14 protein-coding genes are annotated in these 19,584 nt (G+C 73.7%); 5 read left to right on the top strand and 9 right to left on the bottom strand.

Translation table 11 applies throughout. The features are described 5' to 3' along the window. Positions 1–93: 93 nt before the first annotated feature. Positions 94–750, top strand: coding sequence for an HAD-IA family hydrolase (locus tag OG689_RS08410; RefSeq protein ID WP_266319050.1), 657 nt, complete (start codon positions 94–96; stop codon positions 748–750). Between the two features lie 110 nt (positions 751–860). On the opposite strand, the gene OG689_RS08405 is transcribed toward OG689_RS08410, so the two are convergent. Together OG689_RS08405 and OG689_RS08400 are read right to left on the bottom strand one after the other, a co-directional pair. Further along, positions 861–1,190, bottom strand: coding sequence for a metalloregulator ArsR/SmtB family transcription factor (locus OG689_RS08405; protein ID WP_266319048.1), 330 nt, complete (start codon positions 1,188–1,190; stop codon positions 861–863). Between the two features lie 85 nt (positions 1,191–1,275). Next, positions 1,276–1,650 (bottom strand): hypothetical protein, encoded by a 375-nt coding sequence (locus OG689_RS08400; RefSeq protein ID WP_266319047.1) that lies wholly within the window; start codon positions 1,648–1,650, stop codon positions 1,276–1,278. Positions 1,651–2,329: 679 nt separating this feature from the next. Between OG689_RS08400 and OG689_RS08395 the strand changes: the two genes are divergently transcribed. After that, a complete protein-coding gene (locus OG689_RS08395; protein WP_266319045.1) occupies positions 2,330–5,182 on the top strand; it encodes a DEAD/DEAH box helicase in 2,853 nt (950 codons plus the stop codon). A gap of 70 nt (positions 5,183–5,252) precedes the next feature. On the opposite strand, the gene OG689_RS08390 is transcribed toward OG689_RS08395, so the two are convergent. The 5 genes from OG689_RS08390 to OG689_RS08370 form a co-directional block, all read right to left on the bottom strand. After that, the gene (locus OG689_RS08390) at positions 5,253–6,182 is read right to left on the bottom strand and encodes a 5'-3' exonuclease (protein ID WP_266319043.1); all 930 of its coding nucleotides are present in this window, start codon (positions 6,180–6,182) and stop codon (positions 5,253–5,255) included. A 65-nt stretch (positions 6,183–6,247) separates the two neighbouring features. After that, the gene (locus tag OG689_RS08385; RefSeq protein WP_266319042.1) at positions 6,248–9,211 is read right to left on the bottom strand and encodes a hypothetical protein; all 2,964 of its coding nucleotides are present in this window, start codon (positions 9,209–9,211) and stop codon (positions 6,248–6,250) included. A gap of 17 nt (positions 9,212–9,228) precedes the next feature. Then, positions 9,229–10,056: a serine peptidase gene (locus tag OG689_RS08380; RefSeq protein ID WP_266319041.1), complete on the bottom strand. Its 828-nt coding sequence runs from the start codon at positions 10,054–10,056 to the stop codon at positions 9,229–9,231. After that, positions 10,053–11,933: an AAA family ATPase gene (locus tag OG689_RS08375; RefSeq protein ID WP_266319040.1), complete on the bottom strand. Its 1,881-nt coding sequence runs from the start codon at positions 11,931–11,933 to the stop codon at positions 10,053–10,055. The genes OG689_RS08380 and OG689_RS08375 overlap by 4 nt, the downstream gene beginning before the upstream one ends. 335 nt (positions 11,934–12,268) lie before the next feature. Then, a complete protein-coding gene (locus OG689_RS08370) occupies positions 12,269–13,339 on the bottom strand; it encodes a cation diffusion facilitator family transporter (RefSeq protein WP_266319038.1) in 1,071 nt (356 codons plus the stop codon). Between the two features lie 236 nt (positions 13,340–13,575). Between OG689_RS08370 and OG689_RS08365 the strand changes: the two genes are divergently transcribed. Next, entirely contained in the window at positions 13,576–14,871 is a 1,296-nt protein-coding gene (locus OG689_RS08365; RefSeq protein ID WP_266319036.1) for a chromate transporter, read from the top strand. A gap of 132 nt (positions 14,872–15,003) precedes the next feature. Here the strand turns inward: OG689_RS08365 and OG689_RS08360 are convergent, their stop codons facing one another. Next, positions 15,004–15,825: a gamma-glutamyl-gamma-aminobutyrate hydrolase family protein gene (locus OG689_RS08360; protein ID WP_323189264.1), complete on the bottom strand. Its 822-nt coding sequence runs from the start codon at positions 15,823–15,825 to the stop codon at positions 15,004–15,006. 144 nt (positions 15,826–15,969) lie between these two features. Here OG689_RS08360 and OG689_RS08355 point away from each other — a divergent pair, with 144 nt between their 5' ends. Next, positions 15,970–16,770 (top strand): SDR family oxidoreductase, encoded by an 801-nt coding sequence (locus OG689_RS08355; protein ID WP_266319035.1) that lies wholly within the window; start codon positions 15,970–15,972, stop codon positions 16,768–16,770. A 125-nt stretch (positions 16,771–16,895) separates the two neighbouring features. Continuing rightward, on the top strand, positions 16,896–18,164 hold the full coding sequence (locus OG689_RS08350; RefSeq protein ID WP_266319033.1) for a DUF2510 domain-containing protein: 1,269 nt from the start codon (positions 16,896–16,898) through the stop codon (positions 18,162–18,164). 148 nt (positions 18,165–18,312) lie between these two features. On the opposite strand, the gene OG689_RS08345 is transcribed toward OG689_RS08350, so the two are convergent. Continuing rightward, on the bottom strand, positions 18,313–19,212 hold the full coding sequence (locus tag OG689_RS08345) for a lytic polysaccharide monooxygenase (RefSeq protein ID WP_266319032.1): 900 nt from the start codon (positions 19,210–19,212) through the stop codon (positions 18,313–18,315). Positions 19,213–19,584: the final 372 nt, after the last annotated feature.

Genomic DNA, 19,584 nt, shown 5'->3' with positions numbered 1-19,584 from the left:
GGTCGTGGACGAACCCACCCGCCGGTGCGGCCGGGCACCGCGAAGTCCCGCAAGCCCGCCCCGGGCCGGGCCCCCGGCCGTAGGCTGCCCGGCATGACTGCTGAGCCCTTCGAGCTGGTGATCTTCGACTGCGACGGCGTACTCGTCGACAGTGAACGGATAGCGGTGCAGGTGGACGCCCGGGTCTTCGCCGACCTGGGCTGCGCGTTCACCGAGGCGGAGATCGTCGAACGGCTGGTCGGCTCGTCCACCGAGGCCTGGCGGGCCGCCGTGGAGGAGCGGCTCGGCCGGCCGCTGGAGGAGGGCTGGGAGGAGCCCTACCACTCCTGGTACCGGGACGCGCTCGACGCCCGGCTCACCGTCGTGGACGGGATCACCGAGGCACTGGACGCGCTCACGCTCCCGTCCTGCGTGGCGTCCAACGGCGGGCACGGCTCGATCGGGCGCAATCTGGCCCGCACCGGGTTGTTCGAGCGGTTCGCGGGCCGGATCTTCAGCGCCGAGGACGTCCCCCGGGGCAAGCCGGAGCCCGACCTCTTCCTGCACGCGGCCCGGGCCATGGGGGCCGACCCCGCCCGCTGCGCGGTGGTGGAGGACAGCGCCTACGGGGTGCGGGCCGCCCGGGCGGCCGGGATGCGGGCCTTCGGGTACGCGGGGGGTCTGACGCCGGCCGCCCGGTTGGCGGGCGCGGGCACCGTGGTCTTCGACGACATGCGGAAGCTGCCCGGACTGCTGGCCGCGACTGCCTGAGCCGCGACGACCTGAGAAGCGATCCGCGTTGCGGCTCCCTCGGCCTGGGCGGGGCGGGGCGGGGCAGCGGGCGGGGCCTGCCGCCGGTGTCCGGTGGCCGATCCGGGCCGTCAGTCGGCCGCGCGCAGTTCGGCGAGCAGGGTGCCCTGCTTGGCCAGCAGCAGGGTGAGGATCCGGCGGGCGCACCTGAGCAGGTCGGCGACGTCCCCGCCGGCCAGGGCGTACACCACCGTCGAGCCCTCGCGGCTGGCCGTCACGATTCCGGAGCGGCGCAGCACCGCGAGCTGCTGGGAGAGGCTGGAGGGCTCGATGTCGAGGTCCGCGAGCAGTTCGCGGACGGGTGTGGGGCCGGCCTGGAGCAGTTCCAGCACCCGGATGCGGGTGGGGTGGCCGAGCATCCGGAAGAACTCGGCCTTCGCCTGGTAGAGGGGTGCGGCCACGTCTCTGCCCTCCTGCTGCCGCGGGGTCTGGCCGGGTGCGGCCGGGGTGTCCGGCGCCCTTTGCTGCCGGGCCGGTGCCGCCGGGTCAGATCTCCAGCCCGGCCTCGATCCGCTTCAGGTGGTGGCGGGCCATCGCCAGGTTGGCGCGGTTGCGGTTGAGCGCGAGGTACAGGAACAGGCCGCGGCCGTTCTGCGTCGCCAGCGGCCGGACCAGGTGGTACTGGTTGGTGAGGCTGACCAGGATGTCCTCGATCTCGTTGTCGTGCAGGTTGAGCATCTCCATGGTGCGCATCTTGGCGCGGACCATGTCGGTGTTGCCGGCGGCCGCGACGTTGAGGTCGAGTTCGGCGCCGTCGCCGAGGCTGCCGAGGGCCATGCCGCTGCCGTAGTCGACCAGTGCGACGCCGATCGCGCCCTCGATGGTCATGGCTTCCTTGAGGGACGTCTCCAGATTCGCCATCGCGATCCTCCTGTGGGGGCGGTGCCCGTGCCGGTCCGGCGGGGCTGCTGGGAACAGACTGTAGGGAGATCGTTACCGTCCGGACGGGGGTTGACCGGAGGTGATCGAAGCTGGTCGCCAGCCGTTCGCAAGGTGATCATCCGGCGATCGATTGAAGACATTTGCAACTAGGAATCTGCTAGCGAGGCGCCCGCATCGATCGCCGCGCCCTCCCCGCCGTCGGCCCCGCCGTCCGCCTCTGAATCCGTCCCGTGATCCGCCCCGGCCCGCTCGCCGCCCCGCTCCTGCGCCCGCGTCCGACCCGCGTCCGACCTGCGTCCGACCTGCGTCCGACCTGCGTCCGACCCGGGTCCGACCCGCGTCCGACCCGCCGCCGGGCCCGCCCCCGGCCCCCGCCGGGACCCTCCGCGCGGCCCCGCTCCGCACCCGCCCCGCCACCCGGCCGGCCACCCGCCCCGGGACTGCGGAAAAACGGTGCTATTGATGTCAGCCCTGACGGGTAATCTCTGGCTGAGATGCTCGATCACCACATCAACCACACCCCCCGCCGCGCCCCGTCGCCGGTCAGCACCGGCCCGGCTCCGCAGCCGCAGGCGTCGCCGTCTGCGCCCCCGTTCCGCCCGTCCGGGCCCCAGCCCCACGGGACGAAGCAGTCCTACGGGAAGAAGAGGTGACGCAGATGACCAGCACCCCCCAGCGTTCCGAGGACGAGGAACTCAGCCCCGCCGAGGCCTACGCGGCCTTCCGCCGGCGTGCCAAGGAGCAGGCCACCGCCCTCTACGGGTTCCAGCAGCTCTACGACTTCCCGCTGGACGACTTCCAGATCCAGGCCTGTGAGGCCCTGGAGGCCGGCGAAGGCGTCCTGGTCGCCGCGCCCACCGGCTCCGGCAAGACCATCGTCGGCGAGTTCGCCGTGCACCTGGCCCTCCAGGGCGGCCGCAAGTGCTTCTACACCACGCCGATCAAGGCCCTGTCCAACCAGAAGTACGGCGACCTGGTCAAGCGCTACGGCGCCGACAAGGTGGGCCTGCTCACCGGTGACAACACCGTCAACGGCGACGCGCCGGTGGTGGTGATGACCACCGAGGTGCTCCGCAACATGCTCTACGCGGGTTCGCAGACCCTGAACGGCCTCGGCTACGTGGTGATGGACGAGGTCCACTACCTCGCCGACCGGTTCCGCGGCGCGGTCTGGGAGGAAGTGATCATCCACCTGCCGGAGTCGGTCACCCTGGTCTCGCTGTCCGCGACGGTCTCCAACGCCGAGGAGTTCGGCGACTGGCTGGACACCGTGCGCGGCGGCACCAAGGTGATCGTCTCCGAGCACCGCCCGGTCCCGCTCTGGCAGCACGTGATGGCCGGCAACCGGATGTACGACCTGTTCGCCAACCCGGACCGCGACGGCCGCCCCAAGGACGCCCCGCGCAACCCGGCCAAGCTGGTCAACCCCGAACTCGTCCGGCTGGCCCGCTCCGAGCTGGCCGCGAACCCCCGCGGCGACCGCTTCGCCAAGGGCCGAGGCCGGTCCATGCCCACCGGCCGCCCGGGCCGGATCTGGACCCCGGGCCGGGTGGACGTCATCGACCGCCTCGACTCCGAGGGCCTGCTCCCGGCCATCACCTTCATCTTCAGCCGGGCCGGCTGCGAGGCCGCCGTCCAGCAGTGCCTCAGCTCCGGCCTGCGCCTCAACAAGGACTCCGACCGGGCCCAGGTCCGGGGCATCGTCGAGGAGCGCTGCGCCGACATCCCCGACGAGGACCTGCACGTCCTCGGCTACTTCGAGTGGCTGGACGGCCTGGAGCGCGGCATCGCCGCCCACCACGCCGGCATGCTGCCGCGGTTCAAGGAGGTGGTCGAGGAGCTGTTCGTGAAGGGCCTGGTCAAGGCCGTCTTCGCGACCGAGACGCTGGCGCTGGGCATCAACATGCCCGCCCGCTCGGTGGTGATGGAGAAGCTGGTCAAGTGGAACGGCGAGACCCACGCCGACATCACCCCCGGCGAGTACACCCAGCTCACCGGCCGGGCCGGCCGGCGCGGCATCGACATCGAGGGCCACGCCGTGGTGCTCTGGCAGCGCGGCCTGGACCCGGAGGCGCTGGCCGGCCTGGCCGGCACCCGCACCTACCCGCTGAAGTCCTCGTTCCGGCCGTCCTACAACATGGCCGTCAACCTGGTCTCCCAGTTCGGCCGGCACCGCTCGCGCGAACTGCTGGAGACGTCCTTCGCGCAGTTCCAGGCGGACCGCTCGGTGGTCGGCATCGCCAAGCAGGTCCAGCGCAACGAGGAGGGCCTGGACGGCTACCGCGAGTCGATGACCTGCCACCTCGGCGACTTCGACGAGTACATGTCGCTGCGCCGCTCGCTCAAGGACCGCGAGAACGACCTCGCCCGCGAGGGCAGCGGCCAGCGCCGGGCCGCCGCGATCGAGTCGATCGAGCAGCTCAAGCCGGGCGACGTCATCCACGTGCCGACCGGCAAGTTCGCCGGCCTCGCCCTGGTCCTCGACCCGGGCCTGCCGCCGGTCAGCCGTTCGCCGCGCACCCACCGCCACCCCGACTACCAGGACGGGCCGCGCCCGGTGGTGCTCACCTCCGAGCGGCAGGTCAAGCGGCTCGCGATGATCGACTTCCCGCACCCGGTGACGGCGGTCGACCGGATGAAGATCCCCAAGTCCTTCAACCCGCGCAGCCCGCAGTCCCGCCGGGACCTCGCCTCCGCGCTGCGGACCAAGGCCGGCCACCTGGAGCCCGAGCGGTTCCGTCGGGGCCGGGCGGCCGCCGCCGACGATCCCGAGATCACCCGGCTGCGCACCGAGCTGCGCCAGCACCCCTGCCACGGCTGCGACGAGCGCGAGGACCACGCCCGCTGGGCCGAGCGCTACCACCGCCTGCACCGGGACACCGACCTGCTGGAGCGCAAGATGCGCTCGCGCACCCACACCATCGCCCGCACCTTCGACCGGGTCTGCGGCCTGCTCACCGACCTCGGCTACCTGGAGGGCGACACCGTCACGCCGGACGGCAAGCGCCTCGGCCGGCTCTACGGCGAGCTCGACCTGCTGGCCTCCGAGTGCATCCGCGAGGGCGTCTGGAAGGACCTCGCCGCGGCCGAACTCGCCGCCTGCGCATCCGCGTTGGTGTACGAGTCCCGGCAGGCCGACGACGCCGCCGCCCCCCGGGTCCCGGAGGGTAACGCCAAGGAGGCGCTCGGCCGGATGGTCCGGATCTGGGGCCACCTGGACGCCCTGGAGGAGCAGCACCGGATCAACACCGCCGAGGGCGTCGGCCAGCGCGAGCCCGACCTCGGCTTCGCCTGGGTCGCCTACCGCTGGTCGCTCGGCCACAACCTGGACTCGGTCCTGCGGGACGCCGAGATGCCGGCCGGCGACTTCGTCCGCTGGACGAAGCAGCTGATCGACGTCCTCGGCCAGATCCAGGATGCGGCCGGCGAGGACGCCAAGCTGCGCGGCACCGCCCGCAAGGCGGTGGACAGCCTGCGCCGCGGCATCATCGCCTACTCCTCGGTGGGCTGACCCGGCGGACGACGAAGGGGGCCCGGCCGCTGGGCGTTTCCAGCGGCCGGCCCCCCTTTCGCGTGCGTGCTCAGCCCGCCAGGACGCCGAGCACCCGCTCCAGCGAACTGCCCAGGCCCCAGCGGGCGGACAGCTCCTCCAGGGTCATCGGGTCCAGCGGCTCGCGCGGCAGGGCCGGGTCGAAGTCCGGCAGCGGTGCGTCGGTGGCGACCCGGACGACGGTGGGGGCGACGTCCAGGTAGGCCGCGCCCTCGATGATGTTCTTGCGCCGGGCCGGGGTGAGCCGGGAGCGGGTGTCGAGCGCGGCGGCGCGGATGCCCGCCAGGTCGCCGTACTCGTGGATGAGCTGGGCCGCGGTCTTCTCGCCGATGCCCTTGACGCCCGGCAGGCCGTCGCTCGGGTCCCCGCGCAGGGCGGCCATGTCGGCGTACCGGTCGCCGCGCACGCCGTACTTCTCCAGCAGCAGTTTGTCGTCGGTGACCTGCAGGTTGCCCATCCCCTTGACCGGGTAGAGCACCTGGACCGGCCGGGCGTCGTCCACCAGCTGGAAGAGGTCGCGGTCCCCGGTGACGATCTGCACGGGGCCCGTCCCCCGGGCGGTCAGGGTGCCGATCACGTCGTCCGCCTCGTAGCCGGGCGAGCCGACCCGGGCGATCCCGAGCGCGTCCAGCACCTGCTCGATCACCGGCACCTGCGGCGCCAGCGTGTCCGGGATCTCCTCCTCGCCGTCGGCCCCGGCCTCGGCGAGCCGGTGCGTCTTGTACGAGGGCACCAGGTCGACCCGCCACTGCGGGCGCCAGTCGGCGTCCATGCAGGCGACCAACTGGTCGGGGCGGTGGTCCTGGACCAGCCTGGCGATGAAGTCCAGCAGCCCCCGGACGGCGTTCACCGGCTCACCGGCGGGGGACTTCAGGGAGTCCGGCACGCCGTAGTAGGCCCGGAAGTACAGGCTGGCGGAGTCCAGCAGCATCAGTCGCGGTTCGGTCACAGCTCCGATCATGCCGTACCCGGCGGACAGTTCGGCGGCAACGGCCACTTCCGGCGGGCCGCCGGCCCGCCGATGGCTCACCGTCGGGCCTCGGGGCAACCCATGCGGTGATGATGGCCCACCCGATGCTCGAACGGGGTGAGTTGGCGCGCCCGCACGCGCCCCGTGGGCAGCAGGGCGTAGCCGTTCACCGTTCGGCCACGGCCGCCCGACTCCACCCCCTCCCGATCGTCGACCCGGCCGATCATCCCCTCCTGGACGAGCTCACCGAGCACCGCCTTGAGGTCCTTGCGGCTCAGGCAGTCGCAGAACAGGCCCTTCAGCTCGGCCGGGGCCAGGGTGCCGTCCCGCAGCAGCGCCGCCAGAACGATCATGCCCAGGTGCGAGGGCCGGCGGCCACGGCGGACGGGCCGATCCGCGTCGGCGGTGCCCGGAGGCACGGGCGCCGGCGGCTCCGGCCGGGTGCGCACGGAAACGGCGCCCGGAGCCGGAGCGTCCCACGGACGGGGATCGTCGGCGGCGCTGAACACTGCGAGCTCACGTCCGTAGCCGACGGCCAGCACACCGTCCGACAGCGCGAGCGCAGCGACGGAGTCCGGCAGTGTCAGGACAGTGTGGACCGCGCCTGTCAGGGCGTCCCAGAAGTGCACCGTGTTGTCCGGACCGGCCGCGACGACCACCGCCGCGGCCCCGGACCTGCCCACCGCCAATCCGGTCAATGGGCCTTCGACCTGGCCGATCACGCAGTACGGTCGGCCACTGTCGACGTCCCGGACACTGATGGTCCCGGTCGCGTCGTGGAAGGCCACCAGGGTCCCGTGCGGAGTGTCGCCGGCGGCCATCCGGGTGATGCCGTGACGGCTGCCGCGCAGTTCCTTGCGCAGTCGGCCGGTGCCGAGGTCCCACACTTTGACGGAGCCCGAGCGGGAGCCGGTGAACAGCAGGGCCCGGGTCCGGACCCGGGCGGTGCAGAGGGCCGACACACCGCGTTCCGCGCCGAACTCGCCGTGGCGGGCCGGCCCGCCGGTCAGGCCGTGCACCTGGACGAGCCCGTCGGCGGTCAGGGCGACCACCACGGGAGTGCGCCTGCTTCCACCGGCGGCCAGGGCCCGAGCCGGCGCCCCCAGTCGGGCCTTCCAGCAGGTTGCCCCGGTGTCGGTCCGGCGCGCGGTGAGTCGGCCGTCCGCCGTCGCGGCGACGGCCACCGCGCCCGTCCGGGTCTCGCCCAGTCCGACGTGCAGCACTGCACTCTCGCCGGTCGTGTAGCCGCGGAAGGCCCAGTCCTCCGACGGTGTGATCAGCCGCAGCCGGTGGTCCGCGCAGCCGGTGGCGATCTGGACCCGCCCGTCGGCCCGACCGACCGCGAGGGCGTCGATCCGCTGTGGATGGTGGGCCCCTCTGCTGCGGGCGCGCGGGTCGTCGAGTGCCCAGAGCCGGGCGGTTGCGTCGTCGCCGCAGCTCACCGCGACCGGGTGGCCGGCGATGTCGGTCACCTCGACGTCCCGCACCGGCCCTGTGTGGGCGGTGTAGCTTCCCAGTTGCCGGCCGGTGGCCGGGCTCCAGCTCCTGAGGGTCTCGTCGGCGGAGGCGGACAGCACGACATGGTTGTCGAGGCCGGACAGGTCCTGGCCGGCCCCGGCGCGGTTCGTGGCGGTCCCCGACCGGGTCAGGTCCTCCGCCCGCAGAGGGACCGATGTCCGGGCGGATCTGTCGACGTACGCGGTGAGGGCGGTCACCTCCTTGTGATGGCCGACCATCCGGTGGATCAACCGTCCGGTCCTGAGGTCCCAGAGCCGCAGGACGCCGTCCGCGCCGCCGGTGACGGCGTACGACTCGAAGCCGGTGTCCAGGACGGTGAGCGTGAGCAGGTCGCCGGGGCGGGCGTTCAGCTGGGCGGTCTCCTCGCCGTCGGTGAGATCCCACACCCGGCCGGTGCCGTCCTCGCAGGCGGCGACCACCGTGGCCCGGCCGTCCACCTGGGCGCAGGCCAGGCCGGTCACCGTGGTCGCACCGACCGGCAGCACCAGCCGGACCAGGCCCGACGGGAGGTCGAGAACGAGGACGGCACCGTCGCCGGGGACCACCAGGAACGAGCCGTCGTCGGTGGTCCCGTGGACCGGCGGGCAGAGCACCCGCGGTACGGAGCCGACCAGGAACCGGCGCCACCCGGTGTCGGGCCGCCAGAGCACGGCCGTGCCGTCCGCACCCGTGCTGACCACGAGACCCGCGCCTTCGCCGGGCGTCGCCGCATCGTCGAGGAGCAGCAGCCCGGTGACGGCCCCGGTGTGCGCGAACAGTTGTGCTCGGGGCTTGCCGGTTCGCAGGTTCCAGCAGGCGACGGTGCCCTGACGGTCGGCTGTCACCGCGATGCGTGCGTCGTCGGCCCCGCCGATCGCCACCGCCGTCAGTGGGGCCGGGTGTCCACGCAGGGCGCCGTTGAAGGCGCCGGGGCCCAGGACCCAGAACCGCGCCGTGTGGTCGTCCCCGACGGTCACGGCGACGCTGCGGCCGTCCAGCTTCCCGACCGCGACCGCCCGTACCGCCCGCTCGTGCGAGGTGAGGGAGGTCAGCAGGGCCGGGCTGATGTTGCCGGCCGTCGACCATCGGCACTGCCAGGCCTCCGGCGCGCTCCGCGGCGGGTGGTACAGCCGAGAGCTGATCTCTGTCAGCTCGTGGCGGACCGCGTCCACCGCGAGGACCTGACGGCGCGCCTGCGGATCGGCGTCGACGTGCCGGTGCAGCGATGCGAGGTAGACCGGCATGGTGTGCTGCCGGGCCCGGGCCTCGGGGTTGGAGCCGAAGGCCAGTACGGACCGGGGATCCGCGTGGACGAGGAACTCCCAGTCCTGGAAGAGCTCGAAGACGCCTCCCGCCTCGGCTGCGTGCTCCGCGGCGTGGCGCAGAAGGTAGGGCGACGCCCGTTCCCACTGCGTGGTGCCCGCCTTGGTCACGGGCGCCAGCAGGCGGGCGAGGACGCGCTGCGCGAGGGTGGGGCCCGGGTCGTCCCCGTCGGTAGTCCCGGCGTGTGTCGGCGAACCCACCTCGATCTTCTCCTGCCTCACACCGTGGCCAGCAGCCGTGCGAGCTGCGGGGCCTTGAGGTAGTTCGCCGCCTTGTGGAAATCGAAGGCGTGGATGAGGTCGTGCCGGTCGCTCTCGACACCCGTGAAGCAGCGGGAGACACCTTTGGCGGGAATGGCCACCAGGTCGCCCGGGTCGGCGAGGTTGGCCCATCGCCGAGCCCGTTCGGGCCGCGAGCCGAAGCCCCCGACAGGAGCCGGCGTGAGCCGATGGAAGATCGCCTTGGGCGCGGCGAGGGGCGAACCCAGCGTCACCCAGAGCGGAACGGCAGGACCCTGGTGGCCGTGCAGCGTCTCGTACGCCACCACGCTGCCCAGCGAGTGCGCGATCAGGACGTCCGGTCGGTGACGCTCGATCGCCTCGGTCAGCCGGTTCTGGACCTGCTCACGGGCCGGTCCCACGGTCAGGTAACGGGCCACCTCCCGTACCAGGCGGCCCATGAGCCACTCCAGCACCCGCGGGTTGCAGGCTTGGGAGGCCGCGATGTCGGCGATCTCCGCGCGGAGGAACGCGGTGAGGCGCCCCTGCGGAACGCGGTCGCCGGCAGCTTGACGGGCGGGGAGGAACAGCCGTAGCAGCTCCTCCTCCTCGGCTGACATGTCGTCGAGCTCGCTGTCGTCCCCCTGCCGGCCGGGCGCTCTCAGCAGGTCCGCGTAGTAGACGGTCTCGACTTCCCAGGCTCGGCCGGCTCGGTCCGCCCCCGCCGCCAGTTGCTTGGCCCAGATCGACGAGAGCTGTTCGGTGGCGGTCTCCGGGCTTTCGCCGGGGCGGTAGTTGCCGATGCCGTGAATTCCCAGAATCCTCATAAGCTCCCCTGATGGGTGTGTGGAAGGTGGGGTGCCGCCTTGAGGTGGTCGGCGAGCCCTTGGTGGAAGAGCCGGAACAGTGTGGAGCCGTCAAGCTCCACGCCCGTGCGCAGATAGAAGCGGCCCGCTTCGAGCAGTAGCCGGACGTTGTCATCGGTGACCCCCGGGTCGAACTCCGGAGCGACGGCTGTGATGGCGTCGATGGGGAATCCCTCCCCCTTGGACCAGGCGACGGTGGCGAGGACGGCGCGCAGCCGCGAACTGTCCGGGTGGAGGCTGAGTTCGAGCTCCAGGACCTCGGGCAGGGTCCGGGGCACCCGCTCACCGAGCCTGACGGCCTCCTCCGTGCTCCGTGGCGCCTCCAGCGATTCCAGCGCCCGCCCGAAGATCTGCGCCACCAGGAAAGGACCCCATTGGCGATGACGCTCGGCATCCCCCGCGAGGGTGGCCGCGATCGTTCGCGCGAGGACGCCGCGCACGGTCCGCCGATCAGGTTCCCGATAGGCGGGGAGGTCGGCAAGGCGCCAGGAGATGTGTTGTGCGAGGTCGGCCCCGAGCTCCGCCGGCGGCACATCGTCCAGATCGATGAGCACACCCCGCCTGCGGGCAAGGCCGAGCAGTTCCCCGAACCGGGCGCCCCTGCGGGTGCCGACCAGCAACCGGCAGGCGGCGCTGCCGTCCGGCCGCACCGCCTTTGCCAACGGAATCAGCAGGCGATCGACCATGTCCGACGGAAGATCGGCCTCGTCCAAGGCGTCGAAGACGAGGGCTGGCGCCTGCGGCAGCGCGCACACCGCCTCGATCAGCTCGGAAGCCGTGCGCAACTCCGCACGGGGCTCCGGCCACCACTGGGTGGACAGCGAGGCCAGGACGTCGTCGAGGCTGCGCCCCCTGGCATGGATTGCCGCCAGCAGCGGATTGGGTGAGGGGGTCCCGTCGGGATGTTGCGCGGCCAAGTGGGCACGGATGTCCGGCGCCGCCGCGACGATCTGCAGATGGCCGGCGCACACCAGCGCGCCCAGGAGGGCGGACTTCCCGGCGCCCGGCGCGCCGGTGACGACCCGCAGCCCTTCCGAGGAGACACCGTCGAGCCAGGGCGCCAGTTCGGCCAGTTGCGCACGTCGTCCGACGAAATGCTTCCCCACGCGGTCGATGAAATGCTCCGCTGCCAGATCGGCGACGAATGCGCGGATAGGCGGTCCGAGGGCCCGCAACCGTTGTGTGCGGGGATCGTCGCGCCAGTTCGGATTGGGGAAGAACGGGAGTTCCGGCAGGGGCTGTGAGGTGTCCACCTTGGTGGTGTGGATGCGCTGTCGGCCGCCCGACAGCTCCAGCCGCTGCTGGATGGCCCGGGTCACCCGGTCCCACCGGACGAACCGCAGGGACTCGGAGGTGTCCAGCCCGTTCTTCGCGATTTCCTCCAGCACCTCGGCCACGGCGGTGCTGAAGAGCCCGTCATAAGTCGGCTCGTCCGGTCCCGTGGCGGCGATCACCCAGGCGTGCAGTTCGGCCTCCTGCACCTGGGTGAGGTGGCCGATCCGGGCCGCCCGACCGGCCCGGCACAGGTCGACGACGAAGAGCGTCGGCCGGGGGCGCCGGTGGGCGTGGCGGATCCAGTCGGTCACGTTCGTGCCGAACCCGGCGTCGCCGCACGAGGGCACCATGCACAACTGCTCCGAGTCCTCGGCCTGCCGCGACCGCGCGCCGTCGGCCAGCGAGGTGGTGCCGTGAGAGATGACGTGGACGATGCCGGTGCCGTCCTGGAGGGCGTCGTCCCAGCTCCGCAGGACGGTCCGGCGGTCCGGGTTCAGCACCGGTCGGACCTGGAAGGACAGGTTCTTGTAGGCCGCTTCGAGGCGGGGCATCAGGTCTGCCACGAAGGGTAGTTCCTCCCAACCCTGCTGGCCGGGAGCCGGTTCCTCATCCTCCGGCACGGCGGCCGCGAAGGTCCGGACGCCCATCAGCAGGACAGAATCTGACTCGCCCGGACCGCCCGCCATACGCTGCTCCGATCCCTCCGCCCGCCCCGGTTCCTCGCAGCCGCTCGGAGCCGGAGCTGCGAGGGAGGCCACGAGGAGAATAGTCCAGGGGACCGGCTCCTACGATCGGCTCCGTGTCGCCCAGGGTGGGGCAACCACCCCGCTGGTCGGTCGTCCGGCCTGGACGTCCCGCCCACTGACCGGGCGCGGCCCGGCGTGGATCTGACGGGAGCTCAGTGCTCGTGCGGACCGCTGCGGTGGACCGGGCCGTGCGTGTCGCCGCAGTGGTCGTCCAGGACGGTCGTGCCGGCCGGGGTGATCTGCAGCAGCTGCTGGTCGTCGTCCTCGCCGAGGTGGTCGACCTGGAGGGTCGCGTGGGTGATCCGGTAGGTCTCGCGCAGCTGGCGCTGCAGGCCCCGCCGTACCGCGTGGCAGTCGCCGCCGGGCGCGACCAGGATGTGGGCGGAGAGCGCCGGCTGGCCGGAGGTGATCTCCCAGATGTGCAGGTCGTGGATCTCCACCACCAGGTCGGCGGCGACCATCCGGTCCGCCACCTCGTCCGGGTCGATGCCGGCCGGCGCCGCCTCCAGGAAGATCCGCCCGGAGTCGCGGACCAGCCCGATGCCGGCCCGCAGCATCAGTGCCACCACGACCAGCGAGGCGATCGCGTCGGCCTGGACGAAACCGGTGGTCAGCATGATCACGCCGGCCACCGCCGTGGCGACGAACGCGTACAGGTCGGTCAGCACGTGCTGGAAGGCGCCCTCGACGTTCAGCGAGGTGCGGTTGGCCTTGGACATGCACCAGGTCGCGCCGATGTTGACCACGATGCCGACCAGCGCCGTCACCAGCACCAGCGAACCGGTCACCTCCGGCGGGTCGATCAGCCGGCGCACCGCCTCGTAGCCGAGCCAGGCCGAGAGCACCAGCAGCGTGACGCCGTTGGCCTGAGCGGACAGGATCTCGGCCCGCTTCAGTCCGTACGTGTAGCCGCCCCGGGCCGGGCGGGCGGCGAGCCGCATCGCGACCAGCGCGAGGACGATCGAGGCGGCGTCGGTGAGCATGTGCGCGGCGTCCGAGATCAGCGCCAGCGAATGGGCGGCGAAGCCGACCACCACCTCGCCCGCCATGAACACCACGATCAGGCCCAGTGCGCCGAGCAGCCAGCGGCGGTCGGCGTCGGCGGCCACTCCGTGCGAGTGCCCGCCGTGCCCGCCGTGCCCGCCGTGGTCCCCGTGCGGCTGCTCGCCCGATCGGCGGCCGTCGTGGCCGTGGGCGTCATGGCTGTGCTCGTGGACGGCCATCGAGATCCTCTCCTGGACGCTCAGCGGTGGGGTCTGGCAGCCCCGCACCCGAAGTGAACCGCAGATCGGACGAAGATCCAAAGCCTGCACTGGTGACCGTTGTCGTTGCCGTCGAGCTGTTCCCACCGGCTCTGCCCACCCTCCTGTTCACCCGGGTGTTCACCCTGGCGTTCGCCTTGGTCCGATAGGGTCGCGCCGCCCTGTCGACGGGGCCGGGCGAGCAAGGTGAGGTACCGGTGGAGCACGGCGACCAGGTCCGGTTGCGGACGATCGCGCGGGAGTGGGGCCGGATCGGCCTGGCCGGGTTCGGCGGTCCGCCCGCCCACATCCTGCTGCTGCGGCGGCTCTGCGTGGAGCGTCGCGGCTGGTTGAGCCCGGCCGAGTTCGAGGACGGCATCGCGACCACCAATCTGCTGCCCGGCCCGGCCTCCACCCAGCTGGCGATCTTCACCGCCTGGCGTCTGCGCGGCACCGCCGGCGCGCTGGTCGGTGGGATCTGCTTCATCGCGCCGGGTCTGGTGCTGATCCTGGCGCTCTCCGCGCTGTTCCTGGCCGGCCACCCGCCGCTCTGGGTGCTGGGCGCCGCGGCCGGCGCGGGCGCGGCGGTGCCCGCCGTCGCGGTGCAGGCCGCCGCCGCCCTGGTGCCGGGCAGCCGCGGGCGGGCGGCCGCGGTCGGTGCCGCGGCCGGTGGCACGGGCCACGTGCGCGGCGGGCGGGCGCGCTGGTACGGGTACGCGCTGGCGGGCGCCGGTGCGGCCGTCCTCACCGGGCCCTGGCTGGTGCTGGTCCTGCTGGCGGCGGGCCTGGCCGAGGTCGCGGCCCGCTCCCGCGGCCGGCGCGCGCCCCTGCCCGGACCGCCGGCCGGGACCGCCCGGGACGGCGCCGAAGGGGTCGGACCGGACGACGCGGGGGAGGCCGGCGGCCCGGCCCCCGGCGGCGGTGGCCGCCGTCGGGGCGCGCTCCCGCTGCTGACGGCGGTGCCCGCGCTGGGCGGCCTCGGCGGCCTCGGCGCGCTGGCGTGGGTGGCGTTCAAGGTCGGCGCGCTCTCGTACGGGGGCGGTTTCGTGATCATCCCGTTGATGCGGGACGACGCGGTGCACCGCTACCACTGGATGACGGACGGTCAGTTCCTCAACGCCGTGGCCCTGGGTCAGGTCACTCCCGGGCCGGTCGTGCACACCGTTTCGGCCGTCGGGTACGCGGCGGCCGGGACCTTCGGCGGGCTGCTCGCGGCGGCGGTGGCGTTCGGGCCCTCGTTCCTGTTCGTGATTCTCGGTGCGCGCCACTTCGGCCGGCTCCGGGCGGACCGGCGGGTGCAGGACTTCCTCACCGGCGCCGGTCCGGCCGTGGTCGGTGCGATCGCCGGTTCGGCCCTGCCGCTCGCCGCCTCGCTGGCGCACGGTTGGCAGTGGGCTGTGCTGGCGGTCGTGCTGCTCCGGCTGACGGTGGCCCGTGGCGGTGCCGTCGGGGCCCTGCTGGCCGCCGGTGGGCTGGGCGTGGTGGCTGCCCTGGCCGGCCTGCCGGTGACCTGACCCGCCCGGCCGCCCGGCCGCCCGGCCAGGTCCGGCCGGGCGGCCGGGGCAGGGAAGGGTTGGCCCCCGGTCAGGCCCGGGCCGGTCAGGTCGGGCCCGGTCAGGTCGGGCCCGGTCAAGTCGGGGGAGCGGTCAGCCGCCCACCCGGACCGGAGCCACCGCGCCCGTCGCCGCGCCCGATGCCGCGGCGGCCGTGGCGACCGCCTCGGCCGCGGAGCCCAGCAGGTCCAGCGGTTCCAGCGGCATCGTCCGGGCGGCCGTCGCGGCCCGGACCAGCGCCTGCATCACCCGCAGGTCGTCGCCCTGCTCCGGGTGCCACTGCACGCCGAGGGTGAAGCCCGGCCCCTCGATCGCCTCGATCGTCCCGTCGGGGGCCAGCGCGCCGACCCGCAGCCCCTCGCCCAGCCGGTCCACGGCCTGGTGGTGGAAGGTCGGCACGGTCAGCTCGGTCTCGGGGAAGAGGTCGCCGAGCAGGGTGCCCGGCACCGGCCGGACCGGATGGGCGCCGTACGCGCCGGGCGAACCCGCGTGCACGTCGGGGTCGACCACGTCCGGCAGGTGCTGCAGCAGCGAGCCGCCGCACACCACGTTGAGCAGCTGCATGCCCCGGCAGATGCCGAGCAGCGGCAGCCCGGAGGCCAGCGCGGCCCGGACGAGGGCGGTCTCCCAGTGGTCCCGTTCGGGGGCGTCCGCCTCGGTGAGCGGGTGCGGCGACTGTCCGTAGTACGCCGGGTCCATGTCGGGGCCGCCGGAGATGACCAGCGCGTCCAGCCGGGCGAGCACCTCCGGCGCGCGCTCCGGCGCGTCCGGTGGCAGCAGCACCGCCACACCGCCCGCGTCCCGGACGAACGCCGTGTAGCGCTCGGGCACCAGGGCGACCCGTCGGCTCCGCCAGTTGCTCCAGCTCACGTCGACCAGGTAGGTGCTGACGCCGATGAAAGGCCTGCGATCCATGGCGGGAATTCTCCACCAGCCACCCTCGGTATCTCCTCAACCACGCCGCGCGGCGCGCCAAGGCCGCCCGCCCTCCCCGGGCGGGCCGTCGGCAGGCCGTACGGTTCGCTGAGACCCGCGCCGCACCGAGGAGCAGGAGCCCCGATGTCCGACACCCCGGTCTGCCGCCGCCTGGTCGGACGGACGGCGGTGGTCACCGGCGCGGGCGGCGGGATCGGTCTCGCGGCCGCCCGCCGGCTCGCCGCCGAGGGGGCCGAGGTGGTCTGCGCGGATCTCGACGAGCGGGCCGGCGCGGCCGCGGCGCGACAGGTCGGCGGGCTCTTCGTGCACACCGACGTCACCGACCCGGCCATGGTCGAGGCGCTCTTCGACGAGGCCTACGAGACCTTCGGCGGCATCGACGTGGCCTTCCACAACGCCGGGGGCCGGCCGCCCGGGGACGGCTCGATCCTCACCACCGACCTGGACGCCTGGCGCCGGGTGCAGGAGGCCGACCTCACCTCGGTGTTCCTCTGCTGCCGGGCCGTACTGCCCTACATGCGCCGGCACGGGCGCGGATCCATCATCAACGCCGCCGGGTTCGGAGCCCTCCCGGGCGCCGAGGGCCCGGCGGTCTCGGCGGTCGCGGCCCAGGGCGGGGTGGTGGCGCTGTCGCGCGAGCTGGGGGTGCGGTTCGCCCGCGAGGGGATCCGGGTGAACGCGCTCCTGCCGGGCCCGGTCGGCAGCCCGCAGCTGCAGGAGCCGTCCGCCGAGGACCTGGACGAGGCGGCCCGCCGGCTGCCGCACGTCCCGCTCGGCCGCTTCGCGGCACCGGAGGAGATCGCGGCCGCCGTCGCCTTCCTGGCGAGTGACGACTCCTCGTTCGTCACGGCGAGCGAATTCCCGGTGGACGGCGGGGTCTCCGGTGCCCGCGGCGCCCCGCTCCGGCGCCCGGGAATCGGCTGACCGCAGGGCCGGAAAGGGCTCTGAGCGGGCCCCGGCGCGGGTTCTCACCGTAATCTCATCCAGAACCGGCGAATAGGCCGTTCTGCTGATATCGCGTTTATCCGCCGCCGTTTAGATTCTTCGACGTGAGCGAGACGATTCCCGCCGGGTGGTACCCGGATCCCCAGGACACCACCAGTGACCCCCGGCCGCAGCGCTGGTGGGACGGCAAGGCCTGGACCGCCGGCACCCGCCCGGTGCCCTCGGACGCGCCCGCGCCCGCGCCCGCGGAGGCCGACCCGGCCTCGGACACACCCGCCGGCCCGGACGCCCCCGGTGCCCCGGACGCGCCGGCCGCCTCCGACCCGACCGGATCCCCGGACGCGCCGGCCGCCTCCGACCCGACCGGATCCCCGGACGCGCCGGCCGCCGGTGCCGAGGAGGAGCCCCGGGTGCTGGAGGGCGAGGTGCTGCAGAACGGTGCCTCCGTCCGCTACCCCGAGCTCCCGCCGCCGATCGGGGCGGTGCCGGGCGGGGCGGCCCCGAGCGGCCGGAAGGGCTTCCGCAAGCCGTCCCGGGCGGTCGTCGTGGCGGCGTCCGTCGCGGCGCTGCTGGGTCTGGCGGTCGGCTCCGGGGTCACCTTCCTCGCGGTGGGCGGCCATTCGGAGACCCGCGCGGCCCACCGCGACGGCAAGAACTTCCTCTTCAACGGGGAGAACGGCCCCCGCGGCGGCGTGCCGGGCCAGAACGGGCGCAACGGCCAGGGCGTCCCCAACATCCCGGGGCAGAACGGCCAGGGCGGGAACGGCCAGGGCGTCCCCAACCTGCCGGGGCAGAACGGCCAGGGCCAGAACGGCGGTCGAGGCGGCGGCAACGGTTCCGACGACGGCGCCTCCGCCGGGACGGCCGCCGACCTGGTCAACCGGATCACCCTGCCGATCCCGTCCGGCTGGGAAGGCGGCACCGTCGCCGGCGGCTACGCCGGGCTGACCATCGGCTCCTACACCTGCGCCGGCACCGACAGCGACACCTGCTCGCTCGGCGGCGCGGTCACCAGCCGGATCGAGGGCACCGACGCACAGGCGGCGGCCAAGGCCGACATCGCCAAGGCGGCCCAGGAGTCCTACGGGGACAGCCCGTCCCACGAGGAGCTGAAGTCGGAGGCGGTGAAGGTGGCCGGCCGCGACGGCTACCTCGTCCGCTGGAAGGTGAAGGCGGCCAAGGGCAGCGACGGGTACGTCGAGACGGTGGTCTTCCCCACCGCGGACGGCAAGGCCCTGACCGCCCTGCACCTCGGCTTCGACGTCGACCCCAAGGCGCCGGACCTGGCCCTGATGGACACCATCGTGAAGGGCGTCGCGGAGTACACCGGCAAGGCCCTGCCGGGCGGCGCCGGCGACGGCACCACCACCTGACGCACCGCGCCCGACACATCGCGGCCCGACACACCGCCCGGGCCGTGCGAACGGCAGAACGGCCGGCCCGCTCCCCGAAGTACGGGAGCGGGCCGGCCGTCCGGCGTCCGCCGTCGGCGCTGTGCGGCCGGTGCCCGAAGGCCGGCGGTCAGGCCGAGGCGCGGGCCGCGTCGGCGCGGCGGCGGCGCAGCACCAGCGCACCCCAGCCGGCGCCGACCGCGACGGCGCCGGCCAGCATCAGCGGGCCGGCCTGGGAGGTGCCGCCGACGGCGGCGGCCTGAGCCTGGACGGCGGGCGCGTCCGGCGCGGTGTCGCCGCCGTGGCCGTAGTGGTCGACGGTGGACTTCGCCGCGGCCGCGGCGATCTGCTGGTCCGACGGGGCGGCCGGGGCGGCGGCCAGCTTCGGCTGCGCGGAGGGGAAGTCCACGTCCGAGCAGCTGTAGAACGCCTCGGGGCTGTCGCTGCGCTGCCAGGTCATGTAGAGCAGCTGGCGGCCGGTGCGCTGCGGCAGGTTGCCGGTGAAGTTGTAGAAGCCGTCGGTCGCGGTCCGGGTCACCTGGGTCTGCGCGACCGGGGTCGGGTCGAGGTCGGACCACTTCAGCGGCTTGGTCGGGTCGTAGCCGGCCTTGGTGATGTAGACGGTCATCAGGCCGATGTGCGCGGCGGTGACCCGGAACTTGAAGTTGTACGGCCCCGCCGCGACGGCGGTGGCCGGCCAGTCGGTGCGGGCCATGTCGAGGGCCTTGTACTTGTCGCGGTTGGCCGAGCAGAGCTTGCCGTCCGGGATGAGCGCCTGGTGCTGGCCGTTGGCGTTGGCGATGTTGACCTCGTTCCAGTCGTAGAGCGGCTGGGTGCCGCTCTGTGCGACGAGGTCCTTGCACACCTGGGACTGGGGGTGCTCGGGGCCTTCGGCGAAACAGGCCGCCACTCGGCTGACCGGGTTGGACATCGAGCCGTGCGCGCCGGCGGTGCCGGCCGAGGTGAGGGCGGTGAGCAGCACGGTGGATCCGACGACGCCGAGCGCGAGGGCTCTGCGGTGGAGCGACATGGGGACTCCTTGACGGTGCTTCGGGGTCGAACGATGTGGGGGACGGGCACGTCTGCCCGAGGTCGCGACCTCGGCCCGAGCGTATGATTGGTCTGGACCAGGTGGCAATAGCCCGGCGCTGGACAGTTTCTGACGGTTGGTCGCCGCTGGCGGCAGCAGGCCGCCGGGCCGGGTCGGGCCGTACGGCGGGCGGCGGTCCGCGCCGGGGGGCTGGGTCGGCGTGGCCCGATGGGCTGCCGGTCGGTCCAGCAACACGCCTGCTGGGGAACGGAGTTGTCGATTCCGTCGATCCTCGGGCCGAGGCGGGCGAGGCAGCCGCCCGGCGGCCCGGCGGCCGGCGCCGGGTGCGGGCGGGGTCGGGCGGCGGCCCGC

The sequence above is a fragment of the Kitasatospora sp. NBC_00240 genome (assembly GCF_026342405.1).
In the GTDB taxonomy this organism is placed as follows: domain Bacteria; phylum Actinomycetota; class Actinomycetes; order Streptomycetales; family Streptomycetaceae; genus Kitasatospora.
The sequence above is the reverse complement of the archived record's forward strand: the minus strand, read 5'-3'. Positions and strand labels throughout refer to the sequence as shown.